Raw genomic sequence first — 19,853 nt, forward strand, 5'->3', positions numbered from 1 at the left:
CTAAGTAACAGCGGAAATACTGAGGTAAAGCGCAAGACATGTTTAATCATGTCTTGCGTTTTTTTTATCCGGAACGCTTAAAAACAAGACTAAATAGCGGTATTTGGTTTTTTTTGTTAACTATTGGCCTTTTTTGATAAGCTAATTAGAATGAAATTGTATAAGAGGTTGTAGCTAGTTGTTCATGATATAGTCTAAATGATCGGTATTTTCGATGTTTGATGCAGATGCAAACGATTATTCACTATTCGCTTATTCAGCTAGACTCAAAGCATTGAGTGTTAATGGAGTTTATATATGGAAAAGGCTATTAGAAACTTTCTAAGCCAAGAATCAGCTGGTGGCATCTTGTTGATGGGAGCCGTCTTGCTGGCAATGCTAATGGCAAATTCACCGTTAGCAGACATGTATCAAGGTTTTTTGCATACAGAAATGCAAGTGCGCGTGGGTAGCCTAGATATCGATAAGACCCTTATTCACTGGATTAATGACGGCTTGATGGCGTTATTTTTTATGCTTATTGGCCTTGAGGTGAAACGAGAGTTATTAGAAGGGGCGCTATCCAGTAAAGAACAGGCAGCATTACCGACATTTGCTGCGATTGGTGGCATGTTATTTCCCGCGGCCATCTATTTAGTATTTAACTTTAGTGATCCTATAACTCAATCAGGTTGGGCGATTCCTGCGGCCACCGACATTGCATTTGCACTTGGGATCATGGCGTTGCTTGGTAGTCGAGTGCCAGTAGCGTTAAAGGTATTTTTGTTAGCGTTAGCCATTATCGATGACTTGGGCGTGGTGGTGATTATTGCCATGTTCTATAGCTCTGATTTGTCGACCTTCAGTTTGTTGATAGCAGCACTCGCCATCGTCGGTTTGGTCGCACTCAATCGAAAAGGGGTCACTAAGATACTACCGTACGGCTTTGTGGGACTCGTGTTGTGGATCGCAGTGCTTAAGTCGGGTGTGCACGCCACGCTTGCCGGGGTGATTATCGCCTTCTGTATTCCGCTACGAGCCAAAGATGGCAGTTCTCCATCGGAGAGATTGGAACATAATCTCCACCCTTGGAGTACCTTTGTTATTTTACCTATTTTTGCCTTTGCTAATGCCGGTGTCGATCTGTCAGGCATGAGCATAACTGATCTGTTGTCGCCTGTTCCGGTTGGCATAGCATTAGGTTTGTTATTGGGTAAGCCTCTAGGGGTGCTGTTTTTTAGTTATGTGGCAGTAAAGTTTAAGTTGGCTGTATTGCCAGAAGGAATGGGCTGGCGCCATATTGCTCCAGTGGCTGTGATGTGTGGTATTGGTTTTACCATGTCGATGTTTATCTCCTCTTTAGCGTTTGTTGGGGATGGTGAAGTGTACGGTGATCTGGCACGTCTTGGCATATTAACGGGATCGATTTTGTCAGCTTTAATTGGTTACTTTTGGTTATCAAAAGTACTACCTGAGAAAGGAGAGAACGCATGAAAAAGCAACTAACTATATTAGGGCTGTCATTGGCTATGGTGACTGGCGCTTCAGCATCACAGATTCAGGCTTGTAATCAGGAGATCGATAGCCCTGCTTGTCAGCACTATCTTGAAGGCGTTGTTGATGGGGCATTAATGTATAAACCCAATACTATGGGGCAACGCCTCGAATCCAATGATTATGAGTCACGAGCACTTAAATATCGCAGTGGTAAACGTTTTCAGCAAGCAAATAGAACTTACTGTGAGAGTCGTATTCCCGATCGTGAAGTCTTGGTGAATGGCCTAGAAGAAGCCTTCGCTGCCGGAAACATTAATACAGCAGAAGAGCTGACTAGTGTGATGTTCAATCTGATGGATTGTCAACGCCTTCAATAATTTAGCCCTGTATTTAGCCTGCCAATACCTGAATAAATGATTATCGTCACGCTCTCGTATGGTTGCCATTTTTGTTCGGCATCCTGCGAGGTGTACGGTATGATATAAACCAATGTTGCTATCACTTTGAATAGTGCCTCGCATTCATCATACGCTAATTTACTTAGCGTTGAGGGCCGCGATAGGGGTTAATTACGTGCTGATGTCACACCTTAATTACAATCATCTCTATTATTTTTGGATGGTACATAAAAAGGGCTCGGTTGCGAAAGCAGCGCAGGCTCTTTGTTTAACACCGCAAACGGTTACTGGGCAGATCCGGGTATTGGAGGAGCGTTTAAATGGCAGTTTATTTAAACGTGTCGGGCGCTCGCTTGAGCCGACTGAACTAGGTGAATTAGTATTTCGTTATGCCGATAAGATGTTCAGTCTAAGTTACGAAATGCTGGATCGGCTTAACTATCAAAAAGAAGACAATATTCTATTTGAAGTTGGCATAGCCGATGCCTTATCAAAAGCCTTAGCGAGCCGAGTGTTGCTGTCTGTGGTGCCCTCCGATGGCTCAATGCGCTTGGCCTGTTTTGAATCGACGCATGAAAGCTTAATGGAGCGATTACGCGAGCATAAGTTAGACATGATCTTGTCCGACTGTGCTGGAGAGTCGTTAAAGTATCCTGAGATCTTGTCGAAAAAATTGGGTGAATGTGGTGTAGGGTTCTTTTCATCAGAACGCTACAGTAAGCCTTTTCCTGCTTGTTTAGAGCAAGCTAAGCTATTGATCCCTGGTAAACGAACTTCACTTGGGCAACAGTTACACCATTGGTTTGATGAGAACAATCTCAATGTCACCATCTTGGGCGAGTTTGATGACGCTGCCATGATGAAAGCGTTTGGCTATTTTAAACAAGGGATTTTTGTCGCTCCCTCGATTTATAAACAAGATATTTTAGCTCACGGGATAAGTTTTTTGGGTGAAACCACTGATATTAAAGAGGTGTACCACGTGATGTTTGCTGAGCGTATGATCCAGCACCCAGCAGTGAAACGCTTGCTGGCGACCGATTTTAGCGACCTGTTTGCTGGCAAAGACAGCCAAGTTGAACTGCTTTAAAGAGTGCCAGTATTACGGTGAGCTGATACACTAACATCAATAATAATTAAGGGAGTAGTTGCGTGTCAGAACCAATGAACATAGCCAGAGTCAGATGGGCATGCCGACGAGGCATGTTAGAGCTAGATGTGTTGTTCCAACCCTTTGTGGAAACCCAATATGCCATTCTATCAAATCAAGATAAAGCCAGCTTTGTGCGTTTGTTAGAATGTGAAGATCCTGAGCTATTTGCTTGGTTTATGGGGCATGAAGTATGTCCTGATCCCGAGCTTGCTCAAATGATCATTCAAGTTCGTGGCCGGCCTGCGCCATAATTTTTATTTATATCCCTCTTTCGACCAACGACTCGCGTTGGTCGTTTTGGCGTCCGTATGCCTCACTTCACTCTTGGCCTGGCCGCCTGTCGATGTTATCTGGTTTACTGCCATTAAATGGGGGGTTATCGCTTTGGTGGTGGCCGTCTTTATTAGGTTATTGATTCGGCTTCAGCGTTGGTCTTTTGCCTTTTGGCTTGATGAGTCAGGTAATGCTGGCATGGGTAACAACGCCGCTATCTATACATTAAAGCGGCGCTGGATAACGCCACTGGTAGTACTATTTGAGTTGCACAAGGATGGCGATAAACACCTAGTGATGGTGTGGCGAGATATGTTGGACGACACAAGTTATCGTTACTTGTGCCGTCTGTTGTTACGTTTTGGTTAATATCATGAGTTAGCTAAGCGATTTTATTGGGCAGTAAAATCGTGGGCTGTGGATCATCACACTTTTCAGGGTGGTCGATATTATAGTGTAAGCCGCGGCTCTCCTTACGTTCCATCGCGCAGCGAATAATGAGTTCAGCTACTTGCACTAAATTGCGCAGCTCAAGAAGATTGTTACTTACTCTAAAGTTACTGTAATACTCCTGTATCTCTTGCTGCAGCATGGTGCAGCGCCTTAGTGCGCGTTCGAGGCGTTTATCTGAGCGAACAATCCCCACGTAATCCCACATAAATAGTCTTAGCTCATGCCAGTTATGAGCAATAACCACCTCTTCATCAGAGTTAGAAACTTGGCTTTCATCCCAGTGCGGAAGGTTCTGCGGCATCGGAATTTTATTAAGCTGACTGCTAATATCTTCAGCCGCCGCTCGGGCAAAGACCAAACATTCTAATAGCGAATTACTGGCGAGACGATTGGCGCCGTGCAATCCCGTGTAGGCCACTTCGCCTACGGCATATAAGCCGTTAAGGTCGGTCTGGCCGTGTAAATCTGTCATCACGCCACCACAGGTGTAATGCGCTGCAGGGACCACAGGAATGGGATCTTTGGTTATGTCGATGCCCCATTCTAAACAGCGCTTATAGATGGTGGGGAAGTGTTTTATGACAAAATCGGTTGGCTTATGAGTGATATCCAGATAAACGCAATCTGCGCCCAAGCGTTTCATCTCGTAATCGATGGCGCGTGCCACGATATCCCTTGGGGCCAACTCTGCACGTTCATCGAAATCGGGCATAAAGCGTGAACCATCGGGGCGACGAAGATAAGCGCCTTCGCCTCGTAATGCTTCGGTCAGTAAAAAGTTACGTGCATCGGCATGGTACAAACACGTGGGATGGAATTGGTTAAACTCCATATTGGCTATACGGCAGCCAGAGCGCCAAGCCATAGCAATACCGTCACCCGAGGCGATATCGGGGTTCGATGTGTATTGGTAGACTTTAGATGAGCCACCAGTGGCTAATGCGACAAAGCGGGCCTTGACCGTTTCGACATGTTCTTGATCTCGGTTCCATACATAGGCGCCGAGCACCCGGTTACCAGGGCGTTTAAGCTTGCGACTAGTGATTAAGTCAATAGCGTTATAGCGCTCTAACACTTGGATATTTGGGTGACTAATCACGCTTTGTTGCAGCGTAACCTGGACTTCTTTACCTGTGGCATCGGCGGCATGCAGGATGCGGCGATGACTGTGCCCGCCCTCGCGAGTTAGGTGATAAGGGGCATCACTGTTATCACTCCCATCGGCACGCTCCTCTTTATCAAAGGCGACCCCGCATTGAATTAACCATTCCATTGCGCTTTTCGCATTTTTAGCGGTGAAGGTGACCACTTGCTCGTCGCATAATCCCGCCCCTGCCACCAGTGTATCGGCGACATGGGATTCAATGGTATCCTCTTCATCGAACACCGAGGCGATACCACCTTGAGCATAATAGGTCGAGCCTTCGCTAAGGGGGCCCTTGGAGAGTAAGATAACTTTCGTTTTTTCAGCCAGATGCAGTGCTAAAGTTAACCCTGCAGCACCGCTACCGATAACCAAAACGTCAGATTGGTGTTCAACTACTTGTTTCATCGGGTATCATGGTAAGTCATGTGAGTATTGCTATGTTAAACCAAGATAGAAATTATGGATATGGGTTAGCCGTAGAAAATAAATTCATATTTGGCAAACTTTTTTAGAACTTTTTCAGTAAGCGCTAGTCTACATAGGTGAATATGATTCGAGCGACTGAGAAATCAGCATTTTAGATTTAGGAGTAGTCGGCTCGGATGAGTGGACAAATAAGTGATCAACAATTAGTTGAACGGGTACAGCAAGGAGATAAAAACGCTTTTAACCTGCTGGTACAGAAATACCAGAGTAAGGTCATCAACCTGATTGCTCGCTATGTTCGAAATCAGGCCGATGTGGCAGATGTGGCTCAAGAGGCGTTTATTAAAGCCTATCGAGCGTTGCCAAACTTTCGGGGCGAAAGTGCATTTTATACTTGGTTATACCGTATTGCAGTCAATACTGCGAAAAATCATTTAGTGGCCCAAGGGCGACGCGCACCGGCTAATGATGTCGATGCCGAAGATGCTGAATATTACGATGGCAGTGATGCGCTCAAAGAATTCGCCTCGCCAGAGCGGTTAATGTTATCTGAAGAGATTCAGAAAGTCGTGTTTGATACCTTGGATACGTTGCCACAAGAATTGAAGATAGCTATCTCTTTGCGTGAACTCGATGGTATGAGTTATGAGGAGATAGCCAATGTGATGGAGTGTCCCGTTGGTACGGTAAGATCGCGTATCTTCCGAGCGCGAGAGGCCATCGACAAACAGTTACAGCCACTGCTGGAACGCTAAATTGTTATCTCAATAAACTAAATTTAAATGGGTGTTAAATGGATAAATTAGGTCAGGAATGGGTATCCGCTGCCGTCGACGGAGAAGTCGAAGAGCAGGTATTGGCTGAATTAACGGCCGATAAGGATTCACATGGTCAGTGGCGTGATTATCATATGATTGGTGATGCGATGCGTGGCGAATTGCCGAAGATGTTCGATCTCGATCTCAGTGCCAACATCGCTGCTGCTATCGATGCGGAGCCTACGCTCATTGCACCAAAACGTGTTGAACCAACACAAGCTGCTCCAGTCAAGAAATCGGCAGGTATCATTCCTTTGTTTAAGCAGTTTGGTCAATATGCCATTGCCGCCAGCGTTGCATTAGTCGCTGTGGTAGGGGTGCAAAATTATAACCAAACATCCGAGTTAGACGCATCGCCATTACCAGTGCTCAATACTCGCCCCTTGATTGGCAGTGCATCACCAGTGAGTCTACAGACTGGGCCAGTGCAAAAGAACCAAAGTTATACCAACGAGCAAGTGATGGAGCAACGTCACCGTATTAATACCTATATTCAAGATCATATGTTGCAACAAAGATTGAATAATAGTGTGAATATAGACGACAATAGTGATACTTCACCGATCCCGGTTAATCACTAAAAGCTATTGCTACTTATCGCTACCGCTATATTGTGATTGATGATAAGTATGATGTTAAGGAGTTAGCTTGCGTCTTATCTGGTTGGCCCTGTTAGTCCTCTCTCTTCCCGTGACCGCACGGGATGATATGTCCGCTAAAGCTTGGTTAGAAAGCATGAGCCAAGCCCTGCGGACTCAAGAATTTAAAATGTCGCTGATCCATTTACAGTCGGATCATATTCGTCCTCTGGTTTATATTCATGGTCAAGTTGAAGATCAAGAAGTGGCTTTTCTTGAGCATTTAAACGGTCCGCCTAAAAATGCCGTACGAGTGGGTAATACGGTGACGTTTATCGAGCATGATCAACCGGCATATAGCATTGAAGCCGATCGTATCCAAGGCGTATTACCTCCCGCATTTGCGAGTAATATCAGTTCGCTAGAGCAGGGGTACCAGTTTGTACTCGGCGGAAGAAGCCGTTTGGCAGGGCGCCCCAGTCAGTTGGTGCGTATCATAGCCAATGATGATAATCGTTACAGTTATCAAGTTTGGTTGGATATGGATACTTACCTGCCGCTGCGATATGACATGCTCAATCTTGAGAAGCAATTACTCGAACAGATACTGGTGGTTGAGCTGATCGTATTAGAAGAGGCTCCCGCGATTTTACATGAGGCCTATAAGCAACAGTGGCCACCTGTGATGCCGCAGCCACCAAGAGAGCAAGGCAATAACTGGCAATTTAGCTGGTTGCCCTCAGGCTTTACTATCGTGCTTAAAGACAGTCACCGGCTAATTGGCAGTCACGAAGCGGTAGAGTATATCGCGCTCAGTGATGGCTTAACTCATATTTCTGTTTATGTGGCTAGAGCGCCTGAAACCGTGTTACCAGAAGAGTTAATGACTCGAAACGGTCTGTCGCTGGCGAGTGAGAGGGTGGGGAATGCAGAAGTGGTGGCAGTCGGTAAAGCACCGGTTGAAACCCTGTCGCGTATCGCCAAGAGTATTAGAATCGAGTGATGGCATTATGATGGAAGAGATTGCCACCGTCATTCGTGATAATCATGACGGTTGGATTACGGTAGAAGTTAAGGTTAAAAACGCCTGCAATCACTGTGACAGCAGTGAATCGTGTGGGACTTCAGCGGTATCGAAAGCCTTTTCGCCTAAGGTACAGCGCTTTTCTGTGTCAGCTACGGAGCCCTACCAACCAGGCGAATTGATAAAGTTGGGTTTACCCGAAAGCGTACTGTTAAAAGCCGCTGCGATTGTCTATTTACTGCCGTTATTAGGCTTGTTTATGGGGGCAAGCTTTGGCCGTTTTTTTATGCCCATGCTGGATATTGCTGCTACCGAAGTCGTTGTGATAGGTTTTGGTGTGTTTGGTGGCGTGATAGCTTGGATGGTGGGGCGTCGTTGGGCCAAGAAGTTAGAGCAGGTTAGCCAACCTGTGATTATCGCACGGTTAGGACAACGCATCGTGTGAGTAAATTAGCTCGCTGCCAACGTTGATATTTGCTTTCACTGTATGATTACAATTGGTATTAAGGCAGCGATCGGGTACAATTCGGCACTTTTAGATAATTTTCAACTTTGAGTTTAGTCATTTCGCATAATGAAGCATATTAGAAACTTTTCGATTATTGCCCATATTGACCACGGCAAATCAACCCTTTCTGACCGTCTTATTCAAGAATGCGGTGGCCTGTCTGACCGCGAGATGGCGGCGCAAGTTTTAGATTCGATGGATCTTGAACGTGAGCGTGGTATTACCATTAAAGCCCAGAGCGTAACGCTCGACTATAAGGCGAAAGATGGCGAGACCTATCAGCTTAATTTTATTGATACTCCTGGTCACGTGGATTTCTCCTATGAAGTCTCACGTTCGCTGGCGGCTTGTGAAGGTGCGTTGCTGGTTGTCGATGCGGGCCAAGGGGTTGAAGCACAAACCCTAGCTAACTGCTATACCGCGTTAGAGATGGATTTAGATGTTGTTCCAGTATTAAACAAGATTGATCTTCCACAAGCCGATCCTGAGCGTGTTGCCGAAGAGATTGAAGATATTGTCGGTATCGAAGCCACTGACGCGGTTCGCTGCTCAGCCAAAACCGGCATTGGTATTAGTGAGGTACTGGAAACCATTGTTGCCAAAATTCCCCCGCCAGTAGGCGATCCTGATGCACCGCTACAAGCCTTGATCATCGACTCATGGTTTGACAGTTATTTAGGTGTCGTCTCGCTGGTACGTATTAAGCATGGCAAGCTCAAAAAAGGCGACAAGTTTAAGGTAATGTCCACAGGACAAACCCATACCGCCGACAGAGTGGGGATTTTTACACCTAAGCAAACTGACACTGGTGAGCTTAATACGGGTGAAGTGGGCTATGTGATTGCCGGTATTAAAGAGATCCATGGCGCGCCAGTCGGTGATACTTTGACACTGGCTAAAAATGGCGCATTAGCACCATTACCGGGCTTTAAGAAAGTTAAGCCTCAGGTTTATGCGGGTGTATTCCCTATTTCTACCGACGATTATGAGAGCTTCCGTGATGCGCTTAATAAGTTAAGCCTCAACGATGCCTCGTTATTCTTCGAACCTGAAACATCATCGGCGTTGGGCTTTGGTTTCCGTATTGGTTACCTAGGTCTGCTGCACATGGAGATTGTTCAGGAGCGTCTTGAGCGCGAATACAATCTGGATTTGATCACCACGGCACCCACTGTAGTGTATGAAGTGGTCACTACCAAAGGCGAAACTGTCTACGTCGATAATCCATCGGATCTTCCGCCGATGAACAACATCGAAGAGATACGTGAGCCGATTGTTGAAACCAATATTTTAGTGCCTAAAGAATACTTAGGTAACGTGATCACCTTGTGTGTTGAAAAACGCGGCATGCAAACCAATATGGTTTATCACGGTAACCAAGTGGCGATCACTTATGATATGCCGATGGCTGAAGTGGTTATGGATTTCTTTGACCGACTTAAGTCAACCAGCCGTGGCTATGCCTCGCTTGAGTATAATTTTAAGCGTTTCGAAGCTGCTGATATGGTGCGTCTTGATGTCTTGATTAATGGCGACCGCGTTGATGCCTTAGCGATGATTTTGCATAAGTCCAACGTACGTTATCAAGGGTTGGCATTAGTGAATAAGATGAAAGAGCTTATTCCAAGACAGATGTTTGATATTGCGATTCAAGCGGCCATTGGTAGTCAAATTATTGCCCGTTCTTCGGTTAAGGCGCTGCGTAAAGACGTTACCGCTAAGTGTTATGGCGGCGACGTATCTCGTAAGAAGAAGCTGCTCAATAAGCAGAAAGAGGGTAAGAAACGCATGAAGCAAGTGGGTAACGTCGAAGTGCCACAAGAAGCCTTCCTCGCGGTACTCAAGCTAAATGAGTAATCACTGCTTACGTTAATAAATGTTAATAGTGATAGATATTGGGCGCCGCGGTTTGCGGCGCTTTCGTTGTTACAGTATAAATGAGCAATGCAGAGCGTATGGCAAACTTGTCAGATGCGCAGATTCTCATTTGGCAGGAGTTTAGTTAGCTATGGCGGCTTATTTTTCCCTTATTTTAGTTTTGGTCACACTCAGCAGCGGTTTAATCTGGCTGTTTGATGCCTTAGTGTTAGCACCTAAGCGTCAGCAGAAGTTGGCGATGGCGCAAGCGACCCAAGCCGATATCAGTGAAGAAAGCGCTGAAAAAATTGTCCGTGAATCGGCGATTGTCGAGACCTCGCGTTCCATTTTTCCAGTTATCGCTTTTGTATTGATTTTACGCTCATTTATTTATGAGCCATTCCAAATCCCGTCTGGATCTATGATGCCAACCTTATTGGTAGGGGACTTTATTCTGGTTGAAAAATTCAGCTATGGCTTAAAAGATCCGGTATGGCGTAGCCAATTGGTTGAAACCGGAAAACCAGCGCGTGGCGATGTGACCGTGTTTAAGTATCCTGAAAACCCCCAAATCGATTACATTAAGCGCGTCATCGGTTTGCCAGGTGATCGCGTGGTGTATCGTAATAAAGAGCTTTATATTCAAAAAAGCTGCTCTGAAGGGCAAACCGATTGTCCTAAGTTGGAAAAAGTGGCGCGTGTTGGGGTGAATCAAGGGGAATTTAATCAAGATAATATCCCATTATTACGCTATAAAGAGCAGCTTGGTGATGTTACCCATGACATCTTGATCAACCCAGGCCGTGGTGAGCCTACCTCTTTCTACTACCGTGAAAATAACTTGGCTGTGGGTGAATTTGTGGTGCCAGAAGGGCAATATTTTGTGATGGGCGATAACCGTGATAATAGTACCGATTCACGTTTTTGGGGCTTTGTACCTGAGGCGAATTTAGTCGGCAAAGCGGTGGCCATTTGGATCAGTTTTGAATTTGAGCGTACCCCAGCGGACTTCTTACCCACATGGATCCCAACAGGGGTGCGTTTTAACCGTGTAGGTGGGATCGTTTAACATGGAACCGATTAAAAATTTGCCACGTTTGTGCAGAACATTGGGTTATGAGTTTAATAATATCGCTTTGTTAGAGCAGGCGCTGACTCACAGAAGTGCCGCGAGCAAGCATAATGAGCGTCTGGAATTTTTGGGCGACTCCATATTGTCTATCGTTATCTCAGACGCTTTGTATCATCAGTTTCCTAAGGCGACCGAAGGCGATTTAAGCCGGATGCGCGCCACATTGGTGTGCGGCAAGATGCTGGCCGAAGTGGCTAAAGAGTTTAAGTTAGGTGATTACCTAAAATTAGGTCCTGGTGAGCTAAAAAGTGGCGGTTTTCGCCGTGAATCGATTTTAGCCGATGTGGTCGAAGCCATTATCGGTGCAATCTATCTCGATGCCGATCTCGAGACCTGCCGCGCACTCGTACTAAACTGGTATAAGAGTCGCTTAGCGGTGATTGAACCCATTAATCAAAAAGATCCCAAAACCCTGCTGCAGGAACACCTGCAGGGCTTTAAAAAACCTCTACCGTTATACAAGGTTGTCAATATTAGCGGAGAGGCCCATGCGCAAACCTTTACAGTTGAATGTAAGGTGGAGCAATTAGATGAAGCGGTCGTTGGCGTGGCCAACTCCCGTAGAAAAGCGGAACAAATTGCCGCAGCAGAAGTTTTGGAGCGTATCAAGCGATGAGTAATACCGAAAAGCCACAAGGCAATAATGAACCCAGTTTAGACGAGTTACTGTCTCGTATGAGCAGTGGCGCCAGTGGCAGTCAATACGATGTCACTTACTGCGGCATGGTCGCCATTGTCGGTCGGCCAAATGTGGGTAAATCGACCTTATTGAATAAGCTGTTAGGGCAGAAGATTTCGATCACCTCTAAGAAGCCGCAAACTACGCGCCATCGTATTATGGGTATTCATACTGAAGGCCCGCGTCAAGTGGTGTTTATTGACACCCCAGGTTTGCATATCGAAGAGAAGCGTGCCATTAACCGTTTAATGAATCGTGCGGCATCGAGCTCATTGGCTGACGTTTGTTTAGTGGTATTTGTGGTCGACGGTTTGAACTGGACCGCCGACGATGAGATGGTGCTCAAGAAATTACAAAGCCGTGATGATGGCCGTAAAACCGTGTTGGCTATCAATAAAGTCGATAATATCAAAGATAAAGAAGCACTATTTCCGCATTTGCAAATGCTGGCTGCTAAATTTGAATTTGATGAGATTTTACCTATCTCAGCGACTCAAGGCACCAATGTGCAGCGTATTATGGATATGGCAATTGAGTCTGTACCTGAGTCGCCACATTTTTTCCCTGAAGATTATGTCACCGACAGATCGCAAAAGTTTATGGCTTCAGAAATTGTCCGCGAAAAACTGATGCGTTTCTTAGGCGACGAGTTGCCATACGATGCCACGGTGGAGATTGAGCAGTTTAAGATGATGGAGAATGGCGTCTACCAAATTAACGCCCTAATCTTAGTCGAACGTGAAACCCAAAAGCGCATGGTGATAGGTAATAAGGGTGAGCGTATCCGTACTATCGCCACTCAAGCCCGCCTAGACATGGAAGTGTTATTTGATAACAAGGTCTTCCTTGAGGTATGGGTGAAAGTGAAGTCAGGTTGGGCCGATGATGAACGGGCGCTGCGTTCATTAGGTTATGGCGACGATTAAGTCACCGTTCTTAAGCTGAATCAAAGGCCGAGATAGTCGATGGCAACTTAAGCTTGCAGTTGAGTATCTCGGCCTTTATTGTCATTAAATAGCAATAATAGAGCAGGGGCTGATGCAGCGGGGATATGTACTTCATACTCGTGCCTATAAAGAGTCGAGTGTACTGGTTAATTTATTAGTCGATGGCCAAGGCCGTATCGACTGCGTCGCTCGTCTTGGTAGTGGCCGCACCTCGATAAAAAGCATTTTACAACCGTTTCAACCTTTGCTGTTTGAGTTAGCAGGCCGCAGTAGCCTAAAGAATCTTTATCAAGTCGAAGCTGCCAGCCCTGCTGTGCCATTAAGTGGCGATGTGATGTTTGCAGGGTTCTATCTCAATGAGCTCTTGGTGCGTTGCTTAGGGATAGAGCATGGTGCGGAGCAACTCTTCTTTGTTTACCATAAAACCCTCATGGCCATGGCGGCGGGATTTAGTCAGGCACAGCTACGCTACTTTGAGGTGGAGTTACTCAAAGAATTGGGGGTGATGCCTTCGTTAAATTTGGATGTGGATCATGCGCCTATCGAAGCCGATTTTTATTATCGCCTGATGTCAGAAGAGGGCTTTAGTAGCGCCTTGGGGCCGAAATCGAATCATTATCGTGGTGAGATGTTATTGGCCCTAGAGACGGGGCAATTACATCAGGATGACTTTAAACAGGCGAAGTTGTTAATGCGCCAATTATTATCGGCTGTGCTGGGCGATAAGCCGCTTAAGTCACGCGCTTTATTTAATAAAGGCGTTAAAAAATCTTCTTATAGCAAGTAATTTACTGCGCATCATATGAGTTTCAACTGGTTTTTCCCTTGTGGCTTAGTACAATAAGCGCCAATCAATCATAGAACACTCTCTATCTGTAAAGGTTAAGGACACTTCATGGGCCGTATTCATTTGGGCGTTAATATCGATCACATTGCTACTCTACGTCAGGCTCGTGGTACTAGCTACCCAGATCCTGTACACGCCGCCGCCGTTGCCGAGCATGCAGGCGCTGAGGGGATCACCGTACACCTGCGTGAAGATCGTCGTCATATCTGCGACCGTGATATTTATCTGTTGGCTAAAACCATTAAAACCCGTATGAATTTCGAAATGGCAGTGACCGATGAAATGCTCGACATCGCCTGTGAAGTTAAACCCACCTATGTTTGTTTAGTGCCTGAAAAGCGCGAAGAGTTAACCACTGAAGGTGGCCTTGATGTGGCGGGGCAGTTGGATAAAGTCCGCGCGGCAGTTGCGCGTTTAACTGCAGAAGGCATCAAGGTGTCGCTGTTTATCGATGCCGATAAAACCCAAATTGATGCCACCGTTGCCGTTGGCGCACCGGTTATTGAGCTGCATACTGGCTGTTATGCCGATGCCGAAACGGATGCTGAGCAAGCAAAAGAGCTGGCTCGTATTACTGAGATGGCGGCTTATGCTCATGGTCAAGGTTTAGTGGTCAATGCGGGTCATGGCCTGCATTATCATAATGTTAAGCCGATAGCGGCGATCCCTGAGTTGTATGAACTTAATATTGGTCATGCGATTATCGCCCGTGCGGCCATTGACGGCTTAGACAAGGCGGTGCGTGATATGAAACAGCTAATGGTTGAAGGACGTAACGGTCAGTAACTAAGGGCTTTTAGGTAACGAGTATGATGCTGCACTGGTGACGGGAAAGTCCCAGTGTATTGGTTAACTGGATGATATGCCAGATTTGTTGGAGTGGTTATGATCGTCGGTTTAGGCACTGATATTGTTGAAATTGAGCGTATCGAACAAAGTATTCCTGCTGGCGGCGATATTGATGCGCTAGCCAAGTGTCGCCTGGCCAAACGAGTGTTAACCCATGTTGAGTTAGGTATCTTCGTCGACTCTACTCAGCCTGGTCGCTATTTGGCAAAGCGTTTTGCCGCTAAAGAGGCGGCAGCGAAAGCACTTGGTACCGGGATTGGCCGCGGTGTTTCATTTCAGCATATCGAAATAAGTAACAATGACAATGGTGCCCCATTGATCAGTTTTAGCGGCGGCGCTGCCGATAGGTTAGCGGCACTTGGGGGGGCGCGAGCTCATCTCTCTATCGCCGATGAAAAGCACTACGCCACGGCGACAGTGATTATTGAGTCTTAGGTATCACAGCCCTTATAGGCTAGCCTTTCTAGCAGGCTTGGTATAACAGAACAGCTTTAGCGATATAACGAAACTTTGTTACGCCCCTCCGTTTTGGATTGATAAAGCGCTTGATCAGCACGCGCAATGAGCGATGCTACATCTTCTTTAGCTTGTAACTGAGCAACCCCAGCCGATATGGTTACCTTTGCCATTTTGGGGTAGTCAATATTCGATACTGCAATGCGGCACCGCTCAATCAGGTTGTCGGCGGCATTGAGGTTACAATTATCAAACAGCACCAAAAATTCTTCACCTCCCCACCGAATGACATGGTCAGTTGTCCTAAGGCAGGATTTAATCGTTTTTGCGACCATTTGCAGTACTTTGTCGCCAGTTGGATGCCCCCATTGATCGTTAATTTGCTTAAAATGGTCGATATCGATCATGGATAATGAAAAAGGGGTACCGTGGCGTGACTTCATAAAGTACTTTTCAATTTCGATCTCGCCTGCATTGCGGTTGAGCATGCCTGTTAGTCCATCAAGTTTAGATGTTTCTCTAAAGGCTTGTTCATCTTTAACGCGCTCAGAGAGATCTTTACTTACGCTAACATAATGTGTGATGTTACCCATATTGTCTTTGATCGGAGTGATGCTTTGGTCCGAATAGTATTGGCTGGCATTTTTACGCCTATTTAAAAATGTCGCCCTGAAGGTATTGCCCTGTAACAAGGTACTCCAAAGTTCTTGATAGAATGCCTTTGGGTGTTCTCCTGATTTTAATATTGAGGGATGTTGGCCAAGAATATCACTGTAAGTATAACCTGTTTGCGATACAAACCATTGATTAACATAATTTATAATGCCATTAGTGTCGGTTATCATTACAGAGTCTGGTGTGGTATTAAGGGCTTCCATTAGGAGTTGCTCAGTATTATTTGAGGCCACCTTGTGACTAATATCTTGCTGAATCGAAATATAATGACGTACCTTACCCGTATCATCGAACACTGGGGAGATGTTCCACTCTACATAATAAATAGATCCATCTTTTTTATAGTTTATGGTTGAACCGTGAAAAAATTGACTGTTTGCCAAACAGTAACGTAGTCGATTGATAACATTTTGACAGGTTAATGGGCCTTGTAAAATACGTGGCGTACGGCCTATTAATTCAGTGCTTAGGTAACCAGTCATCTTACAAAATGCTGGATTAGCATAAAGGATTTTGTTGCCAGATTGACTTAAATCGGCATCGGTAATAATGACGGCGTTAAAAGATTGCTCGACCCCCATTTTCAACATGGCCAGTAGGTCTGAGTGGGTTATTTCAGACTTGTCATTTAGCGTGTTTAGCATAAATTTTCCATATCTCCCCAAGAGGATGTCTGTTGATATAATACCGACTTCATGATGCTTACTAGTTGTACCAATATTAACGGGTAAGCGCTGAATTAAGTGTTAAGGCACACTATTACTTATACTGTTCAACTTGTTGTTGCAGTGCTTCTTATCCTCAACATAACTTGGGTAGACAGCCTATCTCGTTTAATTCTGCTGCTTCCCAATCATTACAAGTTTTTTCAATCGCATGAATTTTACAAGCGTTTGAAATAAAACGATTATAGCACGCTAATAGCTTAGTTTTTTCACGAGAGCATACAACGAGATTGTTTTGGCATATTTGACTGATTTTAGCGGCTTTAAGAGTAAATTAGTGTCGGCAAGGCTTAAGGGGAGCAGTGAAAGTCGCTAATGATCTGATTTAGCTTGATAGCATAGATAGCCTATCATAGGGATTATGGATGGTTGGGAGCTTATTGCTGTTATTTATAAAGGCGCTTAACCAGTTAAGCTAGTAACCTTGCTTAAAATACGCTAGGTTACTTTTAATTTACTGGTAGTCTCATCTCATGGTTACACTATGAGTCTCCAAAGTGAACTTACATTAATACAGTGGCTGTTTAAGATTAACAATTAGGCCTATCTTAAAAGTTAAGACGATACATGGAGTGTTTTGATGAAATCAGCGGTAGAACAACTATCCACTTATAAAAGTGTCCATCTTAATCCGGTTAATATAAAGACTCACTTTGTCGGTGTTCCGTTGATTATCTGGTCGGCATTTGTGATGTTAAATACCATACCCATAACGTTTTTGAAATTGGATAATCCCACTTTGGTGTTAAATGTGGCCGGTTTGTGTGCCATTGGTGTGCTTATCTATTATTTCAGGTTACACGCGAGTTTGGCCGTTGGATTAAGCTTATTTATTTTACCTGTGCTATTTAGTTCATACTACATGGCAAAAATGGAAACGGCTTGGGTTATCGCTTTGGGTGTGTTTGTCATTGGTTGGGTGTTTCAGTTGATTGGCCACAAGTATGAAAAGGCAAAGCCAGCCTTTATTGATGATTTAAATCAGCTGTTGATTGGGCCATTTTTTTTGATGGCAGAGCTCTATTTTATGCTGGGATTAGAGCAAGATTTGAATAAAGAGATCACCCCGTTAGCGATTGCTAAGCGTCGTATGTTAGAAACAGGGTCTCGGTCCAGATAAATATCAAGCCTAGCCTCATTAAAATAAAGGCGCTCATTGAGCGCCTTTATTTTTGAGGTGATTAAGCTTAGCGTTTATTCGCTTTGGGCAGATTATAATGCTGGGGCATCACGCGAACGGTCTTAATCATATTTTCGCCGACTTCAACGATTTCTATGGGGTATCCAAATATACGCATCGAGGTATTGGGCTCAGGAATATCTTCAAGATATTCGATAATCAGGCCATTAAGAGTTTTTGGCCCATCGATAGGAAAGTGCCAAGCCATCTCTTTATTCAAATCACGTATGTTAATGGTGGCGTCAATAAGGTAACTCCCATCGGGTTGCTTATTGATATCTTCACTCGGAGTGGTCACCATCGAAGTGGTAAAGTCACCCACAATCTCTTCGAGGATGTCTTCTAAGGTGACTAAACCTTGGATATCGCCGTATTCATCAACGACAAGGCCTATACGTTCTTTATTGCGCTGAAAGTTAGCTAGTTGTACGTTGAGCGGTGTCCCCTCTGGGACAAAGTAGAGTTCTTTAACCGCACGTAATAGCGATGATTTACTAAATTGCCCCTTTGATTGCAATCGTAAGGCATCACGCAAATGCACAAAACCAACGGCATCATCGATAGTATCGCGATACAGCAACACGCGAGTATGCGGGCTCTGGATCACTTGGCGGTTAATGCTTTTAAAGTCATCATTGATATTGATGGCGTATAACTCAGAGCGTGGGATCATAATGTCTTCCACGGTGACTTTCTCAAGATCCATAATCGATAACAGCATTTCTTGATGTCGTCTAGGGATCAAGGCGCCCGCCTCATGTACCACAGTACGGAGTTCTTCTTGGCTTAGGGCATCATCTTCCTTAACCGAGCGAATACCTAAAATATGCAAAAAGGTTGAGGTGATTAAGTTGACCACTTTAACCAGTGGCCATAACACCACTAATAGCATTTTAAGTAATACGCTAGATGGGAAGGCAATGCGCTCTGGGTGCAGCGCTGCAACCGTTTTGGGAGTGACCTCGGCAAAGACCAGTACCACTAAGGTTAACACTCCGGTCGCGATAGCTACGCCCACATCACCAAATAGACGAATACCCACAATGGTGGCAATCGCTGAAGCGAGAATATTGACTAAGTTGTTACCAATCAGAATAAGACCGATAAGTCGATCGGGTCTATCGAGTAGTTTAATTGCTCGCAGCGCACCCTTATGACCATTGTTGGCTAAATGACGGAGTCGGTAGCGATTAAGTGACATCATGGCAGTCTCAGACCCTGAAAAATAGGCTGAGATAATGATGAGTACGAATAGAATAATAAAAAGTACGCTGGTGGATATTGCGTCCAATCAGTGGCCCCACTATGGCGATAATTAAGAAAAAAGCGTTGAGGAGTAGTAAATACAGCGATTTGCCTGAAGAGTCAAGCTAACCCAGGCTACGCATGGTTATGCGTAGCCTCAGGTAAACGCGATTACTGCGGTTATTGTAAAATCAGTTCTTTGACGATTCTGGCCCCAAAATAAGCCAGTGACAGCAGTATCGCGCCACTTAGCGTATAGGCAACGGCAGTACGGATTTTACAACCAACCCAATATTGCTGCGCTAGCATAGCGATGTAGGTAAACCAAGCCATAATCGACAAAATAGCCTTGTGCCCCTTACCTTCGGCAAACATATCATCAAGGAAAATAAAGCCAGTGGCTAATGACAAACTTAGCAGCATGACGCCAATAATGACTAGATGATATAACTGTTTTTCAACTGTCATCAAAGGGGGGATAGCTGGGCTTAACATCAATTGCTTTTTCTTAAGCTTGTTTTGGATCATGGCGAGCTGTATTGCATATAGCGCAGCAATCATCAATGCGCTGTAGGCCATGAGCGACAGCACCACGTGGGCCAATACTTCAGGATAGAGTTCGAAATGGATAATAAATTCTGGTGGCAGTAACCAGAGTAAAGCGACCGAAATGACCGAGCAGGCGTAGACAACCGGTACGACAACAATCACCTTGAGTCTAAACATTAAAATAGTAAAGGTGAATGCAATAATCCAATTCACCATAGAGATCACATTGGTTAGGCTAAAATTTTGTCCATCGCCAGTAAAGATGGCTTGGTAAAGTGCGGCGGCATGTAGTACTACGGCGATAGCTGCAAACCCTGCAACGGCTCGACGATTAGGCCCTTGGGCATGAAACAGACGACCAACGACCAAGATAAGGGCGATACTATAGAAAAATATGGCTGAAGCCGAAAAAATGACCATCGAAAATTAACCTATCGTTATGTTAGCTTTCTGTGCAA

Annotated in this window: 21 protein-coding genes; 17 read left to right on the forward strand and 4 right to left on the reverse strand. The window is 45.0% G+C overall.

The genetic code is table 11. From position 1 onward, the window contains the following. Window positions 1–297 precede the first annotated feature (297 nt). The 5 genes from nhaA (at window position 298) to AC5YBX_RS04215 (ending at window position 3,669) form a co-directional block, all read left to right on the forward strand. Window positions 298–1,473 (forward strand): Na+/H+ antiporter NhaA, encoded by a 1,176-nt coding sequence (gene nhaA / locus AC5YBX_RS04195; protein WP_494524408.1) that lies wholly within the window; start codon window positions 298–300, stop codon window positions 1,471–1,473. Next, on the forward strand, window positions 1,470–1,853 hold the full coding sequence (locus tag AC5YBX_RS04200; RefSeq protein WP_494519869.1) for a hypothetical protein: 384 nt from the start codon (window positions 1,470–1,472) through the stop codon (window positions 1,851–1,853). The genes nhaA and AC5YBX_RS04200 overlap by 4 nt, the downstream gene beginning before the upstream one ends. 202 nt (window positions 1,854–2,055) lie before the next feature. Next, window positions 2,056–2,964, forward strand: a complete 909-nt coding sequence (gene nhaR / locus AC5YBX_RS04205; RefSeq protein ID WP_494521655.1) for a transcriptional activator NhaR — start codon at window positions 2,056–2,058, stop codon at window positions 2,962–2,964. A gap of 74 nt (window positions 2,965–3,038) precedes the next feature. Then, entirely contained in the window at window positions 3,039–3,278 is a 240-nt protein-coding gene (locus tag AC5YBX_RS04210) for an FAD assembly factor SdhE (protein ID WP_494521654.1), read from the forward strand. Beyond that, window positions 3,259–3,669, forward strand: coding sequence for a protein YgfX (locus tag AC5YBX_RS04215; RefSeq protein WP_494519868.1), 411 nt, complete (start codon window positions 3,259–3,261; stop codon window positions 3,667–3,669). The genes AC5YBX_RS04210 and AC5YBX_RS04215 overlap by 20 nt, the downstream gene beginning before the upstream one ends. Window positions 3,670–3,682: 13 nt before the next feature. Here AC5YBX_RS04215 and nadB read toward each other — a convergent pair whose 3' ends face one another. Then, window positions 3,683–5,305, reverse strand: coding sequence for an L-aspartate oxidase (gene nadB / locus AC5YBX_RS04220; protein ID WP_494524409.1), 1,623 nt, complete (start codon window positions 5,303–5,305; stop codon window positions 3,683–3,685). Between the two features lie 197 nt (window positions 5,306–5,502). Between nadB and rpoE the strand changes: the two genes are divergently transcribed. The 11 genes from rpoE to acpS all read left to right on the forward strand — a co-directional run bounded on the left by rpoE (window position 5,503) and on the right by acpS (window position 15,000). After that, window positions 5,503–6,081, forward strand: a complete 579-nt coding sequence (gene rpoE / locus AC5YBX_RS04225) for an RNA polymerase sigma factor RpoE (protein ID WP_110456599.1) — start codon at window positions 5,503–5,505, stop codon at window positions 6,079–6,081. A 38-nt stretch (window positions 6,082–6,119) separates the two neighbouring features. Continuing rightward, window positions 6,120–6,725, forward strand: a complete 606-nt coding sequence (locus tag AC5YBX_RS04230) for a sigma-E factor negative regulatory protein (protein ID WP_494519866.1) — start codon at window positions 6,120–6,122, stop codon at window positions 6,723–6,725. Between the two features lie 67 nt (window positions 6,726–6,792). Then, window positions 6,793–7,725 (forward strand): MucB/RseB C-terminal domain-containing protein, encoded by a 933-nt coding sequence (locus tag AC5YBX_RS04235; protein WP_494519865.1) that lies wholly within the window; start codon window positions 6,793–6,795, stop codon window positions 7,723–7,725. 7 nt (window positions 7,726–7,732) lie between these two features. After that, window positions 7,733–8,191 (forward strand): SoxR reducing system RseC family protein, encoded by a 459-nt coding sequence (locus tag AC5YBX_RS04240; protein ID WP_494519864.1) that lies wholly within the window; start codon window positions 7,733–7,735, stop codon window positions 8,189–8,191. 129 nt (window positions 8,192–8,320) lie between these two features. Beyond that, window positions 8,321–10,111, forward strand: coding sequence for a translation elongation factor 4 (gene lepA, locus AC5YBX_RS04245; RefSeq protein WP_494524410.1), 1,791 nt, complete (start codon window positions 8,321–8,323; stop codon window positions 10,109–10,111). Between the two features lie 151 nt (window positions 10,112–10,262). Beyond that, window positions 10,263–11,180, forward strand: a complete 918-nt coding sequence (lepB, locus tag AC5YBX_RS04250; protein WP_494519862.1) for a signal peptidase I — start codon at window positions 10,263–10,265, stop codon at window positions 11,178–11,180. Between the two features lies 1 nt (window position 11,181). Beyond that, window positions 11,182–11,859, forward strand: a complete 678-nt coding sequence (gene rnc / locus AC5YBX_RS04255; RefSeq protein ID WP_110456593.1) for a ribonuclease III — start codon at window positions 11,182–11,184, stop codon at window positions 11,857–11,859. Next, window positions 11,856–12,848, forward strand: a complete 993-nt coding sequence (gene era / locus AC5YBX_RS04260; protein WP_494519861.1) for a GTPase Era — start codon at window positions 11,856–11,858, stop codon at window positions 12,846–12,848. The genes rnc and era overlap by 4 nt, the downstream gene beginning before the upstream one ends. A gap of 112 nt (window positions 12,849–12,960) precedes the next feature. Continuing rightward, window positions 12,961–13,656 carry a DNA repair protein RecO gene (gene recO / locus AC5YBX_RS04265; protein WP_494519860.1) on the forward strand — a complete coding sequence of 232 codons (696 nt, stop codon included), beginning with the start codon at window positions 12,961–12,963 and terminating at the stop codon, window positions 13,654–13,656. Window positions 13,657–13,764: 108 nt separating this feature from the next. Next, complete coding sequence (gene pdxJ, locus AC5YBX_RS04270; protein WP_494519859.1) at window positions 13,765–14,502, forward strand: pyridoxine 5'-phosphate synthase; 738 nt, start codon at window positions 13,765–13,767, stop codon at window positions 14,500–14,502. A 99-nt stretch (window positions 14,503–14,601) separates the two neighbouring features. Next, window positions 14,602–15,000, forward strand: coding sequence for a holo-ACP synthase (gene acpS / locus AC5YBX_RS04275; protein WP_494519858.1), 399 nt, complete (start codon window positions 14,602–14,604; stop codon window positions 14,998–15,000). 56 nt (window positions 15,001–15,056) lie between these two features. On the opposite strand, the gene AC5YBX_RS04280 is transcribed toward acpS, so the two are convergent. Then, window positions 15,057–16,340 (reverse strand): sensor domain-containing diguanylate cyclase, encoded by a 1,284-nt coding sequence (locus tag AC5YBX_RS04280; RefSeq protein ID WP_494519857.1) that lies wholly within the window; start codon window positions 16,338–16,340, stop codon window positions 15,057–15,059. Between the two features lie 661 nt (window positions 16,341–17,001). On the opposite strand from AC5YBX_RS04280, the gene AC5YBX_RS04285 reads away from it, so the two are divergent. Continuing rightward, the gene (locus AC5YBX_RS04285) at window positions 17,002–17,541 is read left to right on the forward strand and encodes an Mpo1 family 2-hydroxy fatty acid dioxygenase (protein WP_494519856.1); all 540 of its coding nucleotides are present in this window, start codon (window positions 17,002–17,004) and stop codon (window positions 17,539–17,541) included. 67 nt (window positions 17,542–17,608) lie between these two features. Here the strand turns inward: AC5YBX_RS04285 and AC5YBX_RS04290 are convergent, their stop codons facing one another. Together AC5YBX_RS04290 and AC5YBX_RS04295 are read right to left on the reverse strand one after the other, a co-directional pair. Continuing rightward, window positions 17,609–18,892, reverse strand: a complete 1,284-nt coding sequence (locus tag AC5YBX_RS04290) for an HlyC/CorC family transporter (RefSeq protein WP_494519855.1) — start codon at window positions 18,890–18,892, stop codon at window positions 17,609–17,611. A gap of 134 nt (window positions 18,893–19,026) precedes the next feature. Then, window positions 19,027–19,815, reverse strand: coding sequence for a cytochrome C assembly family protein (locus tag AC5YBX_RS04295; protein ID WP_494519854.1), 789 nt, complete (start codon window positions 19,813–19,815; stop codon window positions 19,027–19,029). Window positions 19,816–19,853: the final 38 nt, after the last annotated feature.

Source organism: Shewanella sp. 492, assembly GCF_059338445.1.